15 protein-coding genes are annotated in these 17,836 nt (G+C 65.3%); 8 read left to right on the top strand and 7 right to left on the bottom strand.

Features of this window, described 5'->3' with window-relative positions; all coding sequences use genetic code 11:
* Positions 1-71 precede the first annotated feature (71 nt).
* Complete coding sequence (locus tag Q0K12_RS07295) at positions 72-962, bottom strand: LysR family transcriptional regulator (protein WP_297261521.1); 891 nt, start codon at positions 960-962, stop codon at positions 72-74.
* Between the two features lie 208 nt (positions 963-1,170).
* On the opposite strand from Q0K12_RS07295, the gene Q0K12_RS07300 reads away from it, so the two are divergent.
* Positions 1,171-1,710, top strand: a complete 540-nt coding sequence (locus tag Q0K12_RS07300) for a flavodoxin family protein (protein ID WP_297261524.1) — start codon at positions 1,171-1,173, stop codon at positions 1,708-1,710.
* A gap of 224 nt (positions 1,711-1,934) precedes the next feature.
* Positions 1,935-2,879, top strand: coding sequence for an alpha/beta hydrolase (locus tag Q0K12_RS07305; protein WP_297261526.1), 945 nt, complete (start codon positions 1,935-1,937; stop codon positions 2,877-2,879).
* A 150-nt stretch (positions 2,880-3,029) separates the two neighbouring features.
* Here the strand turns inward: Q0K12_RS07305 and Q0K12_RS07310 are convergent, their stop codons facing one another.
* The 5 genes from Q0K12_RS07310 to Q0K12_RS07330 all read right to left on the bottom strand — a co-directional run bounded on the left by Q0K12_RS07310 (position 3,030) and on the right by Q0K12_RS07330 (position 10,195).
* The gene (locus Q0K12_RS07310; RefSeq protein WP_297261528.1) at positions 3,030-3,491 is read right to left on the bottom strand and encodes a hypothetical protein; all 462 of its coding nucleotides are present in this window, start codon (positions 3,489-3,491) and stop codon (positions 3,030-3,032) included.
* A 154-nt stretch (positions 3,492-3,645) separates the two neighbouring features.
* On the bottom strand, positions 3,646-5,091 hold the full coding sequence (locus Q0K12_RS07315) for an N-6 DNA methylase (protein ID WP_297261531.1): 1,446 nt from the start codon (positions 5,089-5,091) through the stop codon (positions 3,646-3,648).
* Positions 5,088-5,807, bottom strand: a complete 720-nt coding sequence (locus Q0K12_RS07320) for a hypothetical protein (protein ID WP_297261533.1) — start codon at positions 5,805-5,807, stop codon at positions 5,088-5,090. The genes Q0K12_RS07315 and Q0K12_RS07320 overlap by 4 nt, the downstream gene beginning before the upstream one ends.
* 115 nt (positions 5,808-5,922) lie before the next feature.
* Positions 5,923-7,281 carry a radical SAM protein gene (locus Q0K12_RS07325; RefSeq protein ID WP_297261535.1) on the bottom strand — a complete coding sequence of 453 codons (1,359 nt, stop codon included), beginning with the start codon at positions 7,279-7,281 and terminating at the stop codon, positions 5,923-5,925.
* Positions 7,282-7,486: 205 nt separating this feature from the next.
* Positions 7,487-10,195 (bottom strand): DNA polymerase I, encoded by a 2,709-nt coding sequence (locus Q0K12_RS07330; protein ID WP_297261537.1) that lies wholly within the window; start codon positions 10,193-10,195, stop codon positions 7,487-7,489.
* Positions 10,196-10,354: 159 nt separating this feature from the next.
* Between Q0K12_RS07330 and Q0K12_RS07335 the strand changes: the two genes are divergently transcribed.
* Genes Q0K12_RS07335 through Q0K12_RS07355 form a run of 5 tightly spaced genes read left to right on the top strand, consistent with a single transcriptional unit; the run spans position 10,355 to position 14,938 of the window.
* Positions 10,355-11,407, top strand: a complete 1,053-nt coding sequence (locus Q0K12_RS07335) for an ABC transporter permease (RefSeq protein WP_297261540.1) — start codon at positions 10,355-10,357, stop codon at positions 11,405-11,407.
* A gap of 2 nt (positions 11,408-11,409) precedes the next feature.
* The gene (locus Q0K12_RS07340; protein ID WP_297261542.1) at positions 11,410-12,237 is read left to right on the top strand and encodes an ATP-binding cassette domain-containing protein; all 828 of its coding nucleotides are present in this window, start codon (positions 11,410-11,412) and stop codon (positions 12,235-12,237) included.
* Entirely contained in the window at positions 12,234-13,187 is a 954-nt protein-coding gene (locus Q0K12_RS07345; RefSeq protein ID WP_297261544.1) for an MlaD family protein, read from the top strand. The genes Q0K12_RS07340 and Q0K12_RS07345 overlap by 4 nt, the downstream gene beginning before the upstream one ends.
* Positions 13,184-13,843, top strand: a complete 660-nt coding sequence (locus Q0K12_RS07350) for a PqiC family protein (protein ID WP_297261546.1) — start codon at positions 13,184-13,186, stop codon at positions 13,841-13,843. Before Q0K12_RS07345 ends, Q0K12_RS07350 begins: the two co-directional genes overlap by 4 nt.
* 3 nt (positions 13,844-13,846) lie before the next feature.
* Positions 13,847-14,938 (top strand): HD domain-containing phosphohydrolase, encoded by a 1,092-nt coding sequence (locus Q0K12_RS07355; RefSeq protein ID WP_297261548.1) that lies wholly within the window; start codon positions 13,847-13,849, stop codon positions 14,936-14,938.
* 599 nt (positions 14,939-15,537) lie between these two features.
* Here the strand turns inward: Q0K12_RS07355 and Q0K12_RS07360 are convergent.
* Complete coding sequence (locus Q0K12_RS07360; protein ID WP_297261550.1) at positions 15,538-16,173, bottom strand: nucleotide exchange factor GrpE; 636 nt, start codon at positions 16,171-16,173, stop codon at positions 15,538-15,540.
* Positions 16,174-16,519: 346 nt separating this feature from the next.
* On the opposite strand from Q0K12_RS07360, the gene hisD reads away from it, so the two are divergent.
* On the top strand, positions 16,520-17,836 hold the full coding sequence (gene hisD, locus Q0K12_RS07365) for a histidinol dehydrogenase (RefSeq protein ID WP_297261552.1): 1,317 nt from the start codon (positions 16,520-16,522) through the stop codon (positions 17,834-17,836).

The following is a 17,836-nucleotide window of genomic DNA, read 5'->3' on the forward strand; positions in this document are numbered from 1 at the left end:
TTCGGCTCTTGGCAGAAAACCTCCAGCTTCATGTCTGAACGGAGGGTGAACAACGTGTTGACACTCTACATCTAGCGCGTGATATTTTCCCCCTGCCGTTTCAGCCGGTTCAGGAAGATCTCCGCAGCTCGCGTGAAGCATTGCTGTTTTTTCCAGGCGAGTTTGAGGCCTACCTCCATCCTGGGCCGCAGCGGCCGGAAGCAGAGCGGGCTGTCGTCCCCCGTGCGCACGATGCCTTCGAGGCAGAGGGCGCAGCCCACGCCCTCCTCCACCAGGAGCGCGGCATTGTACAAAAGATTATAGGTGGCCACGCGCGAGAGCTGCCGGAACTTTCCGTCCATCCAGCCGGAAAATTCGTTTTCCACAAGCCCCTGACGGGACATGATGAGCGGCAGGCCTGCAAGGTCGTCCGCATCTATGGCCTCCTGTGCGGCCAGGGGGTGATCCTTGCGCATGAGCACGCCCCAGGTGTCCCGCGCGGACAGGGGGATGAAGTCGTAGGCCGAAAGATCCGCCGGTTCGATGAAGAGGCCGAAATCCACGCTGCCCCTGTCCAGACGTTCCCTGACCTCCTCGGCATTGCCGCTGAAGAGATGGAAGGCGATATGCGGATATTCCTGCCGCACTTCCCGGATGGCGCGGGCGATGAAGCGCATGCCTTCGGTCTCCCCGCCGCCGATGTAGACATCGCCGCTGACCTCCTCGCCTGTGGCGGCGAAGGCCGCTTCGGTCCGCTCCAGCAGGGACACGATCTCCTGCGCCCGTTTGCGCAGGAAGAGCCCTTCCTCCGTCAGGCTGATGTGGCGCTTGCCGCGTGTGAACAGCGTCGTTCCCAGCTCCTCTTCCAGCTCCATGAGCTGACGGGAAAGCGTCGGCTGCGTGACATGCAGCGCGGCGGCCGCGCCGGAGATGGTCCCTTCCCGCGCCACAGCCAGAAAATAGCGAAGTACCCGTATGTCCATTGCTCCCGGCTCCTTTGCCTTGTCCGCCTGCTGCTTCGGGCGGCACGGGTTTGCCATATCATGCCTGGATGGTATGGTAAAGCATGCAATATAAGTATTTGCTCTTTTTCCCGCCTGTCCGCATAAGGGACGGGAAGGGGATCGCCGCGCACCGACTGTGCCGTTTGCTTTGGAGGGGGGCAGCCATCCCCCGACAAGGAGATGTCCCATGAAAAAGATTCTTGTTCTTTCCACCAGCCCGCGCAAGGGCGGCAATTCGGACATGCTGGCCGACGCCTTCATCGAGGGAGCGCGTGAGGCTGGGCATGCGGTGGAAAAGGTCTGCCTGCGGGAGAAGGATATCCGCTTTTGCAAGGGCTGCCTTGCCTGTCAGAAAACGCAGTCCTGCGTCATCCATGACGACGCGCCGGCCATCGTGCGCAGCATGCAGCAGGCGGATGTGCTCGTTTTTGCCACGCCGGTCTACTATTATGCCATGTGCGGCCAGATGAAGACCCTGCTTGACCGCGCCAATCCGCTCTTTCCGGCTGAATACGCCTTTCGTGACGTCTATCTGCTGGCCGCGGCCGCGGACGGGGACGAGAGCGCCGTGGATGGCGTGGTGAACGGCCTGAACGGCTGGATAACCTGTTTTGACAAGAGCCGTCTCCGGGGCGTGGTGCGCGGCGTGGGCGCCACCCTGCCGGGAGACATCCGGCAGAAGCCCGCCGCGCTTGAGGCGGCCCGTCAGATGGGCCGGCAGGCCTGACGTACGCTCCCTGCCCGCCGCGCCGCAATAGAGCGTTTTATCTTTGAAAAGGTAAAACGCGAGGCGGTGGTACAGCGCCGCCCGGCCCCAAGTGAGCGGAAAAACCATGTTTTTTCCGTAGGGTGAGGGCAGCGTCAGCAGGGAAATTGGATACAATTTCCCTGCGAATCCGCTCCAGGAGGCGCGGCAAGGGGACGCATCCGCTGCACGATAAGGAGAGTGCCATGCAGTATACGACGCATTATACGGAAGGAAAAAAGGTCACCTTCAAGAAGTTTTCCCTGAATCTGGCCGGACTGCTCTTTCTGCCGCCCGATTTTGACGCCGCCCGGACGTATCCGGCCATCGTGGTGACGCATCCCGGAGGCGGAGTGAAGGAACAATGCTCTTCCCTCTATGCCTGGCATCTGGCGCAGGCCGGTTATGTGGCGCTGGCCTTCGACGCGTCCCATCAGGGGGAAAGCGAAGGCCTGCCGCGCTATCTGGAAGATCCGACCTCGCGGGTGGAGGATATCCGTTCCGCCGTGGATTATCTCGTGACGCTGGACTATGTGGATCCGCAGCGCATCGGGGCTATGGGCGTCTGCGCGGGCGGCGGCTACACCCTGAGCGCCATGCAGACTGAAGCCCGGATCCGCGCCGCGGCGGGCATCAGCACCTGGGACGTGGGCGACAGCGCCAAAAACGGTTTCCCCGGCGTGCATATCGACAACTTCCTGCAGAAGCTGCTTCAGGAGGTGGCCGAGGCCCGTACCGCGGAGGCCCGCGGCGGCGAGCCCGCCTATTGGAAGTATGTGCCCGACGACAGCAGCGAGATAAACGAGCAGACCTCGACCATCCAGCGGGAAGCCTGGGAATACTACCGCACGCCCCGTTGCCAGTACCCCACGTCAGTCAACAGATACCTCGTCTCCAGCAACGACAAGCTGGCCGCCTTCGATGCCTTTGCCCATCTGGATACGGTCTCTCCCCGGCCCATACTGCTCATCGTCGGCAGCGAGGCCGATACCCTCTATTTCAGTGAGGCGGCCTATGCCGCGGCGCGGGAACCGAAGGAGCTTTACAGCATCCCCGGCGCAAGCCATGTGGATCTCTACGACAAGCCGGAATTCGTCCAGCCTGTCGTGCAAAAGCTGACCGACTTTTTCGGACAGCATCTGCGGGGCTAGAGCCTGTTAGGGCAGATTAACAAAGATTTTACAGATAATTCCATAGGATAAGGAATTCATTCGTACATGCGCCGCTTGTTTTTGGTGGGGGCGCATGTCCCTGTCACTTCCCCTGATAGAGCATTTTGCCTTTTTCAAAGGCAAAATGCTCTATTGCGGGGGATGTGCCGGTATTTCCTGGCCAGCAGCAAAGATGGATCGTAAGAGAGCGTTGAGCAAAACCTCTTTTCCGCTATAGGCCAAATATATGTCGCAGCCGTGATGTTTGTTCAGTATGGCAACATACGATATCTTGTTGCTGGCAAGGAGAGCATCGATAATATGAGCATTTGCGGGATTTGCGCCTAATTCGGCATAGGGAAGATCGATCCGCCCATAGCGGAAAACGCTAAAGACAAAGCTCCTGTTCTGCGCATCGTGCATTACATATTCCGCCTCAAGGGGCGGATCGAAATAAAAGAAGATATCTGTTCGATGCTTGTACAAAAAAGCGCCCAAAAAGAGCAACAGAGCCGAATACAAAAGAAAAAAGCATAGTCGGATACTGTTTTGCGCTTTCATCTGCTGACTTTTCCACGGGTTGGCTGGTAAAGTGGCGGGCGATGTCCTCATGGGGCACTGCGGCATGATGGCGCAAAGCCCGTCTGTGGGAAAAAACATTCCCGATCGTTGTGATTTTCAGCAGGTTCATCGTGTCGTACGCCGAGCGGATCGGCTTGCCGCCCTACTGCCGGACCGAGCGGACGGGGTCTGTTCCGCCCCCCCTTCATGCCTGCTGCGGCGGACAAAGGCTGCGCAAACGGGCCAGCAGCGCGTCCAGCTGGGTCAGGGTTTCCGACAGTTCGGCCTCCAGCGCGGCAATGCGCGCGGGCTGTTCTTCCGGGGGCGTTGCTTCCTCGGCGTCCGGCCGCAGGAAGCGCGAAGGCAGCCAGACATTTTGCGCCAGGATGTCCGCACAGGGGACGCAACGGCTGACGCCCGTCACTTCCCGGCGTTCCCGCAGCAGTTCCAGCACCTGCCGGACGTGCGCCTCATCAAGATAGCCGGACGTGCGGCCGCGCCGTCCCAGAGAGGAAAGATCGGCCATGAACACGCTGTCCTGTCCGGCCTGCGGGCCGCCCTGCTCCCGACGGCGGTCAAACAGCAGGAGCGCGTGCGCGGCAGGGTTCCGCTGCATCACGTTGCCGGGCAGCAGGAGGACCGCATCCAGCAGGTTGCGGCGCACCAGTTCCGCCCGCATATGCGCCTCCTGCTCTTCACGGAACAGCGGCCCCGGACGCGTCAGCAGCACGCTCCGGCCGCAGGCGGGAAGCGCCTCGCTCACATGGCGGCAGATCCAGAAGGATTCTTCCGTTCCCTGTCGGGACGTGACAAGGGCCGGTGCGGCGCTGAGCGTCAGATGGCTTGACCCGTCATCCGTCACGCGCAGGGCGTTGCCGGGGCCGTCGCTCCCGCTCTCAGGGACAAAATGCCCGCAGGAAGAGCATTCCGGCGTGGCGGGCACGCCGCAGAGCTGCAGCAGCAATATGCCCAGCGGCGCGTGTGCGCCGTCCGCCACAAAATAGACGCGGTCGGCCAGCGGATGGTCAAGCGCGGCCTCGGCCAGCAGCGTTCCCGTCCCGGCAGCCAGATCCCGTATGCGCTCGCCGCCGGCGGGATGGCCCATGCCGCTCATGAGCCGCGCCAGCCACGGCGGTACGATGCCGCAGGCGAGTTCCCTGCCACGGCCGGCGGCATAGCCGCCGAGCTTGTCCAGCAGCAGGCGGCTTGCCATGTCCCGATCCAGGGACGGCATGTCGGCGAACGCCTCAAGACAGGCCGCGAGGCCGTCAGGGCCACGCAGATGCTGCGGGCTGAACAGTTCGCCCCCCGCTCTGCCCAGCGCCGTCCGCGTGATGGCGGCCAGCTGCGGCCATTCGCTTTCTTGCCAGGGAGCGGCCGCATCCGTCCCGTCACGGCGCAACGGCCGGGCGGGAGCCACCTGCCGGAGCAGGCGCAGCTGCTGCGCAAGGAAGCCCGGCGGGCACAGCTGGGAAAGGGCAAAAAAACCGAGCGCCGTTTCCGCTGCCACCGTATGGGCACGGGCCGCATCGACGGCATCCGGCAGCGGATGGCCCATGAACCACGCGTCCACCATACGGCAGGCGTCTTCCAGACTGCGGCGGGCTACTGCCGCATCCGTCCCGGCCTCATGTGCTGGTCTTGCCGTCATATGCCCTCCAGGCGCGCCCATGTCCGGCTTTGCTGTCCTTGCGCGGCGTCGGACGTCCGGGACGGCGGATCGTCGTTCCCCGCCGCGCTCTCGTCCGCCTCGGCATGCCGCAACAGCTGCCGCTGGATCATGGAGAAGCGTTCTTCCAGCAATCGCCGGCGCAGTTGCCGCTCCCGCTCCAGCAGTCCGGCGGCTTCGATGATCAGCTGCTGCACCGCCGGCGGCGGTACCGGCAGGTGCAGTCCTTCCAGATCGCCCTTGCGCAGGATCTCCGCACTGTGTCCCGTGCTCTGCGCCCGCAGGCTTGCCTGCATCTGGGGGTGGTTCAGCAGCCAGTGCAGATAGCGGGCATCAAGCCCGGCCAGCCCGGGCGGCAGTCCCTCCCCGGCGGGGCCTGCGGGCGGCCGCACCCGCACCACCATGATGGGCGCGGCGGCCACCACGCGCGTCACGCCCGGACTGAGCGTCAAATCGGCCACATAAGTCGCATCGTTGAGCTGGCTACGGGCACGGAAGAGGATATCCCCCGGCCGCAGGGCAAAATGTGTTCGGATCTTCGCCAGATGCACGCGTACCAGCGTGGCCGTATCCAGAAGGCCGCCGTTCAGGTCGGCCAGCTGCACCAGCGCCGTTTCTCCTTGCGGATCCGGCGTCACACGCGTTCGGAAGGGATAGCCAAGGCGGACGTCGGCCAGAGCGGACAAGGGAAAGCGCATGCAGCCTCCAAAGACAGAAGTGCACGAACTGTATATGACACAGATAGTGGAAGCAAGCAGCCCGTGCCGGCGGCTCCGCCGCAAGTGCGTGTCGGCAGCGGCGCGGCGTCCGTCCTTACTCGCCGTCCGGCAGGAAAGGCAGACGGATGAGGACGTGCTCGCCCCGGAAGAGCAGCAGATAGCCTTCCTCGGGCAGGGTATCGGCTTCCTGCGGGGGGAAGGCCGCTTCCAGCGCCCAGCGGGAACCGCTCTCTTCCGCCGCAAGGGACAGGGGATGACGCTGGGCGCGTACGGTCATGGGGCCCCACTGCAGCACGATCTCATCCCCGGCCTCCAGCGTATGGGGCAGCTCAAGCAGGCCGCGTATGCGGCAGGCCTTCGCCCCGAGGCGCACCTGACGCAGGCGCGCCCTGCCGCACTCCGGCCTGGACAAGAGGTGCTGCACATCCCGCGCAAGCCGCATCTGTTCCGGGGAGCAGGCAAAGCGGGCCGGCAGGGCCGCGGCAAGGCGTTCCAGCCGTTCGATGAAGCAGGCCCGCACCTTTTCGCCGGACGTATCGGCCCGCGCCGGTTCGGCCAGATCGCACCTTTCCTCGAGGCCGTAAAAATAGGCGCTGCCGTCGGCATCTATGCGGACATCCCAGTAGCGTTGCGGCAGCACCTTGCCTGCGGCCACCGGGCCGGGGCAGTCCAGGCTGCGCATGTCCGGCGGCACGTCCCCGGCGGCGCGCCGCTGGGCAAAGAGTTCCTGCCAGAGCGTGAATTCGTAGATGATGTTCTTGTGCGGCGCGGAAAGACGCGGCAGCAGGTTTTCCAGTTCCCGGCGGCCGAGCAGCTGCTGCGCGGTGAACGGCAGCCCCACATGATCGCCGTAGACCGGCGTGCGCAGTTCGTGGGCCGCGGCGTGGAAGCGCTCGCCGGCCAGCTGCACCAGCGAGGGGATCTCCTCGTAATTGTCCCGCAGGACCACCGTCAGGAAATGCAGGGCGGGCGCGTGGTCGCCGTTCTCCTCGCGTGCGCGGCAGGCCTCGCCGAGCCGCAGCAGATTGCCGAGCAGTCGCTCCACCCGGCAACCGTTGCACAGAGAGGTGTAGACATCCGGCCGCAGCGTGTGCAGGGAAAGGATGATGCGCTTTACCGGCGCGGCGGCCAGGGCCTGGATGGCGTCATCATCCATGTCGCAGGCCATGTTGGTGGAAAAGATGGCCTTCTCCCGCCCTTCGCCGCCCAGGGCCGCGAGGATCTCGGCAAAGTGCGGGTGCAGCGTCGGCTCATAGAAAAAGGAGAGGTAAAAGCATTCCTCCGGCACCAGATCCAGGAGCCGCCGCAGGCTGCGCGCCACAGGCAACGGCATGACGGCGCGTCCGGCCTGGCGGAAGTCGGTGGAACAGAAACGGCAGCGCAGATTGCACAGCCCTGTCATGTCCCCGAGAATACGGCGAAACTTGTAGACATCCTTTATGACGGCATACATCCCGCTCCCCCTGTACGATGCTGTACGGGAGGGAGGCCCCTTCCCGTGCTGTCCCGCCTGTCCGCTCCCGCCGCGGCGGCGGTCTCCGGCCCCGCACGCAACGTGCGGGCGCTCTCTTCCGTATCGGCCGCCGGCGGCAAATCTTGAGAGGCCATGCCCTGCGGCCGGGGCGTGGCCTCTCCTTCGCCGTCCGCGCGTGGCCGCGTCAGTGCGCCGCGCCCCAGTCCGGCCCGGTTCCGGCGTCCACCAGCAGCGGCACGGAAAGCGCGCCGCCGCCCGGCGTGACGCCCGACATGAGTTCCGTCACCCGTGCCGCCGCCTCTTGCGCCGCGTCCCGCGGCACTTCGAGCAGCAGCTCGTCGTGCACCTGCAGCAGCAGGCGCGCCTGCATGCGCCGCAGCCCGGCATCGGCATCCACCGCCAGCATGGCCAGCTTGATGATGTCCGCCGCCGAGCCCTGGATGACCGTATTGATGGCCTGCCGCCGCGCCAGCGCCGAGGCCTGCCCGTTGGCGGAGTGGATGTCCGGCAGCAGGCGGCGGCGTCCGCCCAGCGTGGTCACGAAACCCTGCCGTCGCGCCGTGGCTTCCACCTCGTCATAAAAGGCCTTCAGCCCGGTAAGGCGTTCAAAATAACGGGCGATGAACTCCTTGGCCTCATTGGTCGTGATCTTGAGTTCCTGCGCCAGCTTCTGCGCGCCCATGCCGTAGATGAGGCCGAAGTTGATGGTCTTGGCGTTGCGGCGCTGGTCGGGCGTGACGGCCTCCTGCGGGCAGTCGTAGATGAGCGCCGCCGTGCGGGCATGGATATCCGCGCCGTGGCGGAAGGCGTCCAGAAGGGCCGCATCCTGCGACATGTGCGCCAGCACGCGCAGCTCCACCTGGGAATAGTCCGCCGAGACCAGCAGACGCCCTTCTCCCGCCACGAAGCAGGAACGCATGCGCTTGCCCAGCGGGCCGCGTACCGGGATGTTCTGCAGGTTGGGATTGCTTGACGACAGACGTCCGGTGGCCGTGGCCTTCTGATTGAAGGTCGTGTGCAGCCGTCCGCTGCCGTCCACCAGGCGCGGCAGGGGATCAAGATAGGTGGAGCGCATCTTTTCCAGCTTGCGGAATTGCAGGATGCTCTCCACCACGGGATGCCGTCCGGCCAGCCGTTCCAGCGTCTCCTGACTGGTGGAGGCCTGTCCGCCGCGCGTCTTGCGCGGCGCGGGCAGGCCCATCTCCCCGAACAGCACCTCCCCGAGCTGCTGGGCGGAACGGATATTGAACGTCCTGCCGGCAGCGGCGTAGACCGTATCGGTCAGCTCGTCCAGCTCCTTCTGCACATCGGCCAGAAAGCGGCTGAAGGCCTGTCCGTCGATGGCGATGCCCGCGGCCTCCATGCGGGCCAGCACCGGCGCAAGCGGCATCTCCAGATTGTCGTACAGGGTCTGCAGGCCATCACGCAACAGGCGGTTCTCCAGCAGGCGCGCCATGTCCAGCGCCAGCGCGGCGGCGCCGGCCCGTTGCGGCAGCCCCGCGCCCCAGCGCACGGCCAGCCGGGGCCAGCCGTAGTCGTTCTCTTCGGGATTGAGCAGGTAGGCGGCGATGCCCAGGTCCATGAGCTTCTGGCGGCCTTCCTCCCGCAGCAGGCCCCGCCGCCAGAGCCGTTTGACGTCCCCGCTCACCACCAGCGCGGCCTGGGCCAGATAGTCGGCCAGCACGTCCGGCTCCCCCGCCCAGCGGCCTGTCCAGGGCGGCATGTCGTCCGGGGCATCGGCAGCGGCCACGGCCAGCTGGGGCGGCGCATCCTCGCCCTGTGCCCAGATGAGGGCCAGCCGCGCCCCCCGGGCATCCGGGAGTTCGGCCGTCGTGCGGCACAGGGGCGGCAGCTCCTCCGGGACGTGGACGGCCATATCCAGCAGGCTCAGCTGCTGCGCGCCCTTCGTGCGGGCGGGAGAGGCGGCGTCCGCCGCGGGCTCGCCCTGCGTCGCGCGGCCATCCTGCGTCGCGCCTGCCGGAGCGGAGGCCCCCCTTGCCCTGCCCGCGCGCAACAGGGCCTCCATTTCCCGCCGCAGGGCAAAAAGCTCGAATTCCGCGGACAGGGCGGCGCAGGCTTCGGCATCCGGCGGCTGGACGGCCATGTCGTCCAGCGTGACGTCCGGGCAGACGTCCCGGCGCAGGGTCGTCAGTTCGCGCCAGGTGAACATGTTTTCCAGGTGATCGCGCAGTTTTTCCTGCAGCTTGGCCGGGACCCGCTCGAAATGGTCGCGGATCTCTTCCAGCGAGGCGCAGGTTTCAAATATCTGTTGCGCCTTCTTGGGGCCAATGCCCGGCACGCCGGGGATGTTGTCGCTGGTATCCCCGATGAGCGCCTGCACGTCGGCCCATTGTGACGGCCGCACGCCGGTCTCCCGCGTGAAATCGTCGGCGGTCACGATTTTTTCCTCGCGGGAGCCGGGATCCCACATGAAGACGTTGGGGCCGAGGCACTGCTTGAGGTCCTTGTCGCCGCTCACGATGACCACGGGGAACCGGGCGGAAAAGCGTTCCGCCAGCGAGGCGATGCAGTCGTCGGCCTCGCAGCCTTCGGAAAGGATGAGCCGCAGGCCCAGTGCGCGCACCATGCGCTGTATGGGCTCCATCTGCCGGACGAGATCCTCCGGCGTGGCTTCCCGGTTGGCCTTGTACAGCGGGAAGATTTCATGCCGGAAGTTCTTGCCCCGGCCGTCCTGCACGAAGACGAAATGTTCCGGCGCTTCCTCCCTGAGGATGCGCAGCAGCACGCGGCTCACCACCACCAGCGCGTTGGTGGGGAAGCCGTCGGATCGCTGCATGTTGCGGTTGGCGAAGAAGCCGCGATAAATGAAGGCGGAACCATCCATGAGGAACAGGGGGGGCGTGGCGAGGCCGAGACGATCTTTCAGAGACATGGCTTCAGACTGGGGTTGAAGTGCGCGGGAAGGGGCGGCGTCTTGGCGCTTGCAGCCGGTGCCGCCAAGGGGTATGATAAAAGGATGGAAACAAGTCCGCAAGTCAGCATTCTCCACAGGGGGGATCTGCTCACCGTCAGTGTCGGCGGCAGCTGGAAAATGGGTACGCCCCTCCCCTCGCAGGCACGGGAGGCTCTTGCCGCCGTGCGTACGGGAAGCGCGCGGGGCATGCTCCTGCGCTGCGAGGCGCTGGCGGCCTGGGATTCCAGCCTGCTGGTCTTCCTCATGCAGCTCGTCCGGGAAGCTCAGGCGCGCGGTCTGGAGATCCGGCGGGAACTGCCGCACGGGCTGGAACGCCTCGTGCAGCTGGCCTTTGCCGTCCCGGCCAAGCAGGGCGCGTCCCGTACGGTACGCCGGCAGGGTTTCGTGGCCGCCGTGGGCGCGAGCGTGCTTGCCCTGCCCGGCAAGCTGGAAGGATTCGCCGCCTTTGTGGGGGACGTCACCCTGGCCGTGCTGCGCTTTCTGACAGGGCGCTCCCAGATGCGGCGTCAGGATCTGCTGTCGGCCATGTACGAGTGCGGCGTGCTTTCCCTGCCCATCATCTCCCTGACCAGCCTGCTGTTCGGGCTCATCCTGGCCTTTGTGGGCGCGGTGCAGCTCACCCAGTTCGGCGCGCAGATCTATGTGGCCGGGCTGGTGGGCATCGGCATGCTGCGGGTGATGGGCGCGGTCATGGTCGGCGTGGTCATGTCCGGCCGCGTGGGAGCCTCCTTTGCGGCGCTCATCGGCACCATGCAGGTCAATGAGGAGGTGGACGCCCTTTCCACTCTCGGCATCTCGCCCGTAGATTTCCTGGTGCTGCCGCGCATGCTGGCCCTGACGCTCATGGTGCCCCTGCTGACCGTGTATGCCGATCTCATGGGCATCCTGGGCGGTTTCCTGGTGGGCGTGACCATGCTGGATCTCAGCGCGCTGGAATACCTCAGCGCCACCGTGCGGATGGTCTCCTTCTCGCACGGCATCATCGGCCTGACGTATGCCGTGGTCTTCGGCGTCATCATCGCGCTCTCCGGCTGCTATCAGGGCATACGCTGCGGCCGCAGCGCGCAGGCCGTGGGCAAGGCCACCACCACCGCCGTGGTGCACGGCATCGTCGGCATCATCGTGGCGACGGCCATCATCACCGTGTTGTGCAACATCTTGAAGGTTTAGGCATGGACGCCCTTTCTTCCGCCACCTCCGCCGCCTCGTCCCCGCGCATCAGCGTGCGCAACCTGACCGTGGGCTACGGCTCCTATGTGCTCATGCGGGACGTCAGTTTCGACGTGGCGCGGGATGACGTCTTCCTCATCATGGGCGGTTCCGGCTGCGGCAAGAGCACCCTGCTGCGCGTGCTCATGGGCCTCAAGGAACCGCAGGCGGGGCAGGTGCTGTACGGCGAGACGGATTTCTGGGCCTGCACGCCTCGCGAACGGCGGCAGCTCATGCAGCGTACCGGCGTGCTCTTTCAGGGCGGGGCGCTCTGGAGTTCCATGACCCTGGCCGAAAATGTGGGACTGCCCCTGCAGCAGTACACCCGGCTGTCCGCCGCGGAGATACGGGAACAGGCCTCGCTCAAGCTGGCGCTGGCCGGACTGGCGGGCTTCGAGGACTACTATCCCTCCGAGATAAGCGGCGGCATGCGCAAGCGGGCCGGCCTTGCCCGGGCCCTGGCCCTTGATCCGGAGATCCTCTTTCTGGATGAACCGTCGGCGGGGCTCGATCCGGTAAGCTCCCGGCTGCTGGACGATCTCATCCTTGAGCTGCGGGACACCCTGGGCACGACCTTCGTCATCGTCTCGCATGAGCTGGCCAGCATCTTCACCGTGGCCAGCAACAGCATTTTTCTGGATGCCCAGACCCGGCGGGTCACCGCCGCGGGCAATCCTTCCCTGCTTGTCAATGATCCGCATACCGAAGAACAGGCCCGGCGCTTCCTCACCCGCGGAGCGTCGGGGACTTCCGCCGGCCCCGGTTCGGGAACGGCAAGGAACGACGCATGAGTCAGACACGCTCTTCTGTGGCCGTCGGCAGTTTCGTCATTGTCGGACTGCTGCTTCTTGTCCTTGGCATCGGTCTGCTGGGCGGCGGCAATCTCTTTGCCGACGATCTGGAGTACACGCTCATTTTTGACGGTTCGGTCAGCGGCCTTACCGTGGGGGCGCCGGTGGTGTTTCGCGGCGTGCCGCTGGGCGCCGTGACCAACATCCAGATGCAGGCCAATCCGCGCGACGGCAGCGTCAGCATCCCCGTGAGCATACGCATCAATGAGGGGGCCATCAACGACGCCCGCTCAGGCGAGAAGCTCTCCGAGGAGGAGCGCATCAAGATGCTGGCCCAGCTCGTCCAGAGCGGCCTGCGGGCCCGCCTGCAGCTGCAGAGCCTCATTACGGGGCAGTACCGCATCGAGCTGGATTTCTACCCCGACTCGCTGGCCCGCTACCGCTCCCCCGATCCGGCGACGGAGATCCCGACCCTGCCGTCGCCCATTGACCAGCTGCAGCGCAATCTGTCCGCCCTGCCCCTCAAGGAGCTGGTCACCTCCTTCCAGGGGACCCTGCAGCGCCTTTCCGACATCCTGGCTTCCCCGGACATCGACAGGGGGATCACCCAGTTCGCCAATACCTTTGAAGAGGCGAACAAGCTCCTTGTGTCCAGCCGGGAGACGCAGCGTCTCGTCAATCAGACCATGAGCAATCTTTCTCAGGCCAGCGCCGTGGCCTCGACGGAGCTCCCCCGGGCCCTGGAGGCCCTGACGCAGGCCATGAACGGCTTTAGCGCCGTGGCCAATTCCACACAGGCCCTCGTGGGGCGCGATTCCCCGGCCGTCAACGAATTGCGCCGCCTGCTGCGCGAAGCCACGGCCACCATGCGCTCGTTGCGGGCGCTGGCCGATACCCTTGAACGCAATCCCGAGTCTCTCCTGCGAGGACGTTCCGGAGGTCAACGATGAAGTCTTTTCCCTGCGGGACGTCCCGTGCCAGACGCTTTTTCCCGGTGGTGGCGCTCTGCCTGCTGGCCTGTCTGCTGACCGCCTGCGGCAAGAGCGCGCCCACCTATTATTATCTGCTGGAAAGCGGCGAAAAGCCCTTTGCCGCTCCCTCACTGCCCGCCACCAGCCTGCGCATCGCCCATGTGGGCATCCCCGGCTATCTGGACCGGCAGGGCGTGGTCAGCCGTCGCGAGGGCGATCCGCTGCTCAACGTCAATAATTTCGACATCTGGGCCGAACCTCTTGATCAGGGCATCCGCCGCGTCCTGCGCGAGGTGCTGAGCCCGTCGCTGCTGGCCGGCGACATCGCGGTACAGACCACGGATGACGCGGGCTGGAAGGCCGCTCTGCTGGTGGATATCCTGCGGCTTGACGGCGCGCCGGGCGAGACGGTGCGTCTGGAGGCCCGCTGGTCCCTTCTGGACAGCGCCGACAAGGTCATGGCCCGCGGCAGCTTTGCCGATAGCGCCACCTGCCCCGCGGCGCAGCCCGGCACGGCGGCCACCTCCAGCCTTGTCAGGACGCAGAGCCTGCTCGTGCAGCGTCTGGGGCAGGCCCTTGCGCCGGAGATCCTCCGTGTGCTGAAGACCCGGCGGCAAAGCGGCGACAACAGCTAGCCCATGCGCAATACCGCCCTTCCCGTCCTGCGCAGCACCGTCCTGCTGGTGGATGACGCGCCGGAGAACCTGCGCATGCTGAGCGAGGCCCTGCGCACGGATCACCGCATCATGTTTGCCAAGAACGGTCAGGATGCCCTGCGCCTTGCCGCCGCCGATCCGCAGCCGGACATCATCCTGCTGGACGTGGTCATGCCCGGCATGAACGGCTATGAGGTCTGCCGCCGGCTCAAGGAAAATCCCCGGACGCGGGACATCCCCGTCATCATCGTCACGGCCGAGAACGACGATTCGGACGAATCCACCGGTTTCTCCCTCGGGGCGCAGGACTTCATCCGCAAGCCCTTTCGGGCCTCGCTGGTCCATCAGCGCGTGGAACTCCATCTGGAGCTCAAGCGCCATCGCGATCATCTCAGCGAACTCGTGGCCCAGCGCACCAGCGAACTGCTGCAGACCCAGAAGGCCACCATCCATGCCATGGCCATGCTGGCCGAATGGCGCGACCCCGAGACCGGGGCGCACATCCAGCGCACCAGCCGCCTGGTGGAGGTTCTGCTGCGGCGTCTCGTGGAGCGGACCGATATCCCGGAGAATCTTACCTCCAGCGACATCGAGTGGATCATCCTTTCCACGCCGCTGCATGACGTGGGCAAGGTGGCCATCCCCGACAACATCCTGCACAAGCCCGGCAGGCTGAGCCCGGAAGAATTCGATATCATGAAGCGGCACACCACGTTGGGCTATGAGATCCTGGAAGAAGCCGGGCAAGAGCTGGACAGGGAGCTGGGGAAGCGCTGCTTCCTGCATTATGCCAGAGAGATCGCCCTCAATCACCATGAGCGATGGGACGGCAAGGGCTATCCCGCCGGGCTCCGGGAAGAGGAGATCCCCCTGTGCGCCCGCGTCGTCAGCGTGGTGGACGTGTATGACGCCCTGCGCAGCCGGCGTGTCTATAAGGATGCCTATCCCCATGACGTTGCGGTGCAGTGCATCTGCGAGGGGCGGGGCAAGGCCTTTGATCCGCGCGTGGTGGATGCCTTTCTGGATGTTCAGGAGACTTTTGCCCGCCTGTTCGAGCAGAGTTCCGGCTACTGACAGGCGCAAGCGCCTTTTGAGCATTTTCTGTTTGAAACGCTGCGCGCTTCAAAACATGCGGCCTGTCGTTGCGCGGAAAAATTCAGCTTTTCCGCCAAGTTGAGGCCTGGTCGACACTGTGCCGCCGCCTCACGTTTTGCCTTTTTCAAAGGCAAACGGCCTTTAGGCTCAGGACTCATTACGTTTTTTTGAGGGGGAAGGAACCCCTTTGCTTTGTGTCGATGCCTGTAAGGCCTTACGGTCTAACAGGCACGGCCCTTCGGGCCGCCTTTCGGTCGCGCTTTGCTGTCGATGCCGTAAGGCTCCAGCGTAGCCTGGGGGCTATTAGCATAAATTTTGTAACTAATTTACATCGATAAGAAAGGCAGCTGTACATACCCCGCGTGCCTTTGGGGGCGGGCTTGTCTCTTGTTCCCGACGCTCGGCAAAAGCGCGCTGGGGAAGGGATGGGGGAAGGGGAACCCCTCCCGCGCCGGCGGCGATTCAACGGGCGGCCCAGAGGCCGTATCCGTTAGGCGACGAAGGAGCCTTACGGACATCGACGGCAGAGCGAGGGATTCCCCTCCCCCCAAACAAGCAACGAATAGCGTCAACAGGTCCTAACCCTGATTGATCATGACCTTGGCCGGGCGCAGCAGGCGGTCGCCCAGCTTGTAGCCGCGCTGCAGCACGCGCGAGACGCAGCCGGGACCGACGGTGGGACAGTCGTCAAAGCCGACGGCCTCATGGCGTTCCGGCGTGAAGTCCTCCCCTTCCTCGCCCACCGGCACAAGGCCGTGCCGGGCCATGGCTTCCAGCATGAGCTTGTGGGTCATGGCCACGCCCGTCAGCATGTCCTGACAGGCGGCATCCCGGCTGCCGTACTGCAGCGCCAGCTCCAGATTATCCAGCCCGGGGAGCATGTCCCGCAGGATCTTTTCCGCCGCGTAGCGCATCTGTTCTTCATGCTCGCGGGAAAGGCGCTTCTTGAAATTCTCCATCTCGGCCGCCATGCGCAGACGCATGTCGTCCGCCACCTTTTTTTCCTCGCACAGCGGACAGACCTGCTCCCGGCAGGCGCGGGCCAGATCTTCCGGCGCGGCCTGAGCGCCGTCTCCCGCGGCCGCGGCCGCGGCGTCGGCTTCGGCGTTGTCGGCCGCGGCCTCAGCCGCTGCGGCCGTTGCGGCGGCCGCGTGCATATCCGCCGCTTCCGCCGCCTTCTTGTAGGTATCGTGAACTTTATTGTGATGGTGCATATATCCTCCCGAAACCAGCCCGTACCACCGTGACGCGCAGGGGCGGCGCAAGCATGGCAAATGGTTCTCTCATCCGTGCCGGAGCCGTTCCCGCCGCCCTGCCGGGCAGTGCCCGCTCCCGCGCGCCAGTCATGCGGTAAAGACGCCACCGGCGAAACGGCGTTCTACGCTTTTTTCCCGCATGTGCGGGAAAAAAGCCGCGTTCCACGGGCAGCATGGCGCGTGGTTCTGACCTTAAGGGGTAAGTTCAGCCCGTGCCGCTGTCAAGGGCGGAAGGCACTTTTCCCGCCTCGACATTCCGGCAAACCTCGGCTATGCTTGGACGCTTTTCAATGGGAGGAAGCCTATGACATGCCGCAGCATTTCCCTCCAGACCGCGCACGACTGGCCCAAGGCCGCAAAATGGCTCGAGGAGCGACGCAATCCCGGCGCCAATGTGGAGAGCGCCGTCCGGGCCATCCTTGATGACGTCCGCGTCCGTGGGGATGAAGCTCTGCTGGAATACACCCGCCGTTTCGACTGTGCCGCCTTTGAGCCGCCCATGCGCCTCTCCGAGATGGAGATAGCGCGCAGCGCGGCCTCCGTCTCGCCCGAACAGCGCGAATACATCGGGGATGCCGCCCGCAACATCCGCCGTTTCCACGAAGCGCAGCGGGAAAAGTCCTGGTTCGAGACCCTGCCGGACGGCAGCATCCTCGGGCAGCGCGTCCTGCCGGTGGACAGTGTGGGTCTCTACGTGCCCGGCGGTCAGGGCGGCAGCACGCCGCTCATCTCCAGTCTGCTCATGAACGCCATCCCCGCGCAGGTGGCCGGCGTGCGGCGCATCGCCGTCTGTACGCCGCCGCGCGCCGACGGCAGCATCGCCCCCGCCATCCTGGCCGCGGCGCATCTTCTGGATATCGAGGAAGTCTACCGGGTGGGCGGCGCGTGGTCCGTCGCCGCTCTGGCCTATGGCACGCCGAGCCTGCCCGCCGTGGATGTCATCGCCGGGCCGGGGAACATCTATGTGGCGACGGCCAAGCGCCTTCTGCAGGGCGTCGTGGGCATCGACATGATCGCCGGACCGAGCGAGGTGCTCATCCTGGCGGACAGCACCGCCCGTCCGGACTGGGTGGCGGCGGACATGCTCTCCCAGGCCGAACACGATCCCCTGGCGGCCGCCCTCTGTCTCACCACGGACGCCCAGCTGGGCGAGCGTATCCGCGAGGAGCTGGACAACCAGTGCGCCTCCCTGCCCAAGGCCCAGACGGCCGCCAAGTCCCTGCTTGACTGGGGCGCCGTCATCACGGTACCGAACATGGACGTGGCCGTGGCCGTGGTCAACATGATCGCCCCGGAACATCTGGAGCTGTGCGTGCGCGATCCCTGGGCGCTGCTGCCGGGCATACGCCATGCCGGCGCCGTCTTCATGGGGCATCACTGCCCGGAACCGGTGGGCGATTATTTTGCCGGGCCCAACCATGTGTTGCCCACGCTGGGCACGGCGCGTTTTTCCTCCGCCCTTTCCGTTCAGACCTTCTGCAAGAAAACCAGTATAGTGGCCACGTCCGCCGCCTTCCTTCAGGACAGCCGGGAGGCTATCGCCGCCCTTGCCCGCATGGAAGGGCTGGAGGCCCACGCCCGTTCCGCCGAAATTCGCGGCCAGAGATCGCCGCGCGCCTAA

The organism is uncultured Desulfovibrio sp. (assembly GCF_944324525.1).
In the GTDB taxonomy this organism is placed as follows: domain Bacteria; phylum Desulfobacterota; class Desulfovibrionia; order Desulfovibrionales; family Desulfovibrionaceae; genus Desulfovibrio.

Excerpts from the sequence above, each read along its gene's own strand:
- hisD (WP_297261552.1), top strand. The coding sequence starts at position 16,520 with ATGACATGCCGCAGCATTTCCCTCCAGACCGCGCACGACTGGCCCAAG.
- Q0K12_RS07360 (WP_297261550.1), bottom strand. The coding sequence starts at position 16,173 with ATGCACCATCACAATAAAGTTCACGATACCTACAAGAAGGCGGCGGAA.
- Q0K12_RS07350 (WP_297261546.1), top strand. The coding sequence starts at position 13,184 with ATGAAGTCTTTTCCCTGCGGGACGTCCCGTGCCAGACGCTTTTTCCCG.
- Q0K12_RS07330 (WP_297261537.1), bottom strand. The coding sequence starts at position 10,195 with ATGTCTCTGAAAGATCGTCTCGGCCTCGCCACGCCCCCCCTGTTCCTC.
- Q0K12_RS07295 (WP_297261521.1), bottom strand. The coding sequence starts at position 962 with ATGGACATACGGGTACTTCGCTATTTTCTGGCTGTGGCGCGGGAAGGG.
- Q0K12_RS07310 (WP_297261528.1), bottom strand. The coding sequence starts at position 3,491 with ATGAGGACATCGCCCGCCACTTTACCAGCCAACCCGTGGAAAAGTCAG.
- Q0K12_RS07300 (WP_297261524.1), top strand. The coding sequence starts at position 1,171 with ATGAAAAAGATTCTTGTTCTTTCCACCAGCCCGCGCAAGGGCGGCAAT.
- Q0K12_RS07340 (WP_297261542.1), top strand. The coding sequence starts at position 11,410 with ATGGACGCCCTTTCTTCCGCCACCTCCGCCGCCTCGTCCCCGCGCATC.
- Q0K12_RS07315 (WP_297261531.1), bottom strand. The coding sequence starts at position 5,091 with ATGACGGCAAGACCAGCACATGAGGCCGGGACGGATGCGGCAGTAGCC.
- Q0K12_RS07320 (WP_297261533.1), bottom strand. The coding sequence starts at position 5,807 with ATGCGCTTTCCCTTGTCCGCTCTGGCCGACGTCCGCCTTGGCTATCCC.
- Q0K12_RS07355 (WP_297261548.1), top strand. The coding sequence starts at position 13,847 with ATGCGCAATACCGCCCTTCCCGTCCTGCGCAGCACCGTCCTGCTGGTG.
- Q0K12_RS07325 (WP_297261535.1), bottom strand. The coding sequence starts at position 7,281 with ATGTATGCCGTCATAAAGGATGTCTACAAGTTTCGCCGTATTCTCGGG.
- Q0K12_RS07345 (WP_297261544.1), top strand. The coding sequence starts at position 12,234 with ATGAGTCAGACACGCTCTTCTGTGGCCGTCGGCAGTTTCGTCATTGTC.
- Q0K12_RS07335 (WP_297261540.1), top strand. The coding sequence starts at position 10,355 with ATGGGTACGCCCCTCCCCTCGCAGGCACGGGAGGCTCTTGCCGCCGTG.
- Q0K12_RS07305 (WP_297261526.1), top strand. The coding sequence starts at position 1,935 with ATGCAGTATACGACGCATTATACGGAAGGAAAAAAGGTCACCTTCAAG.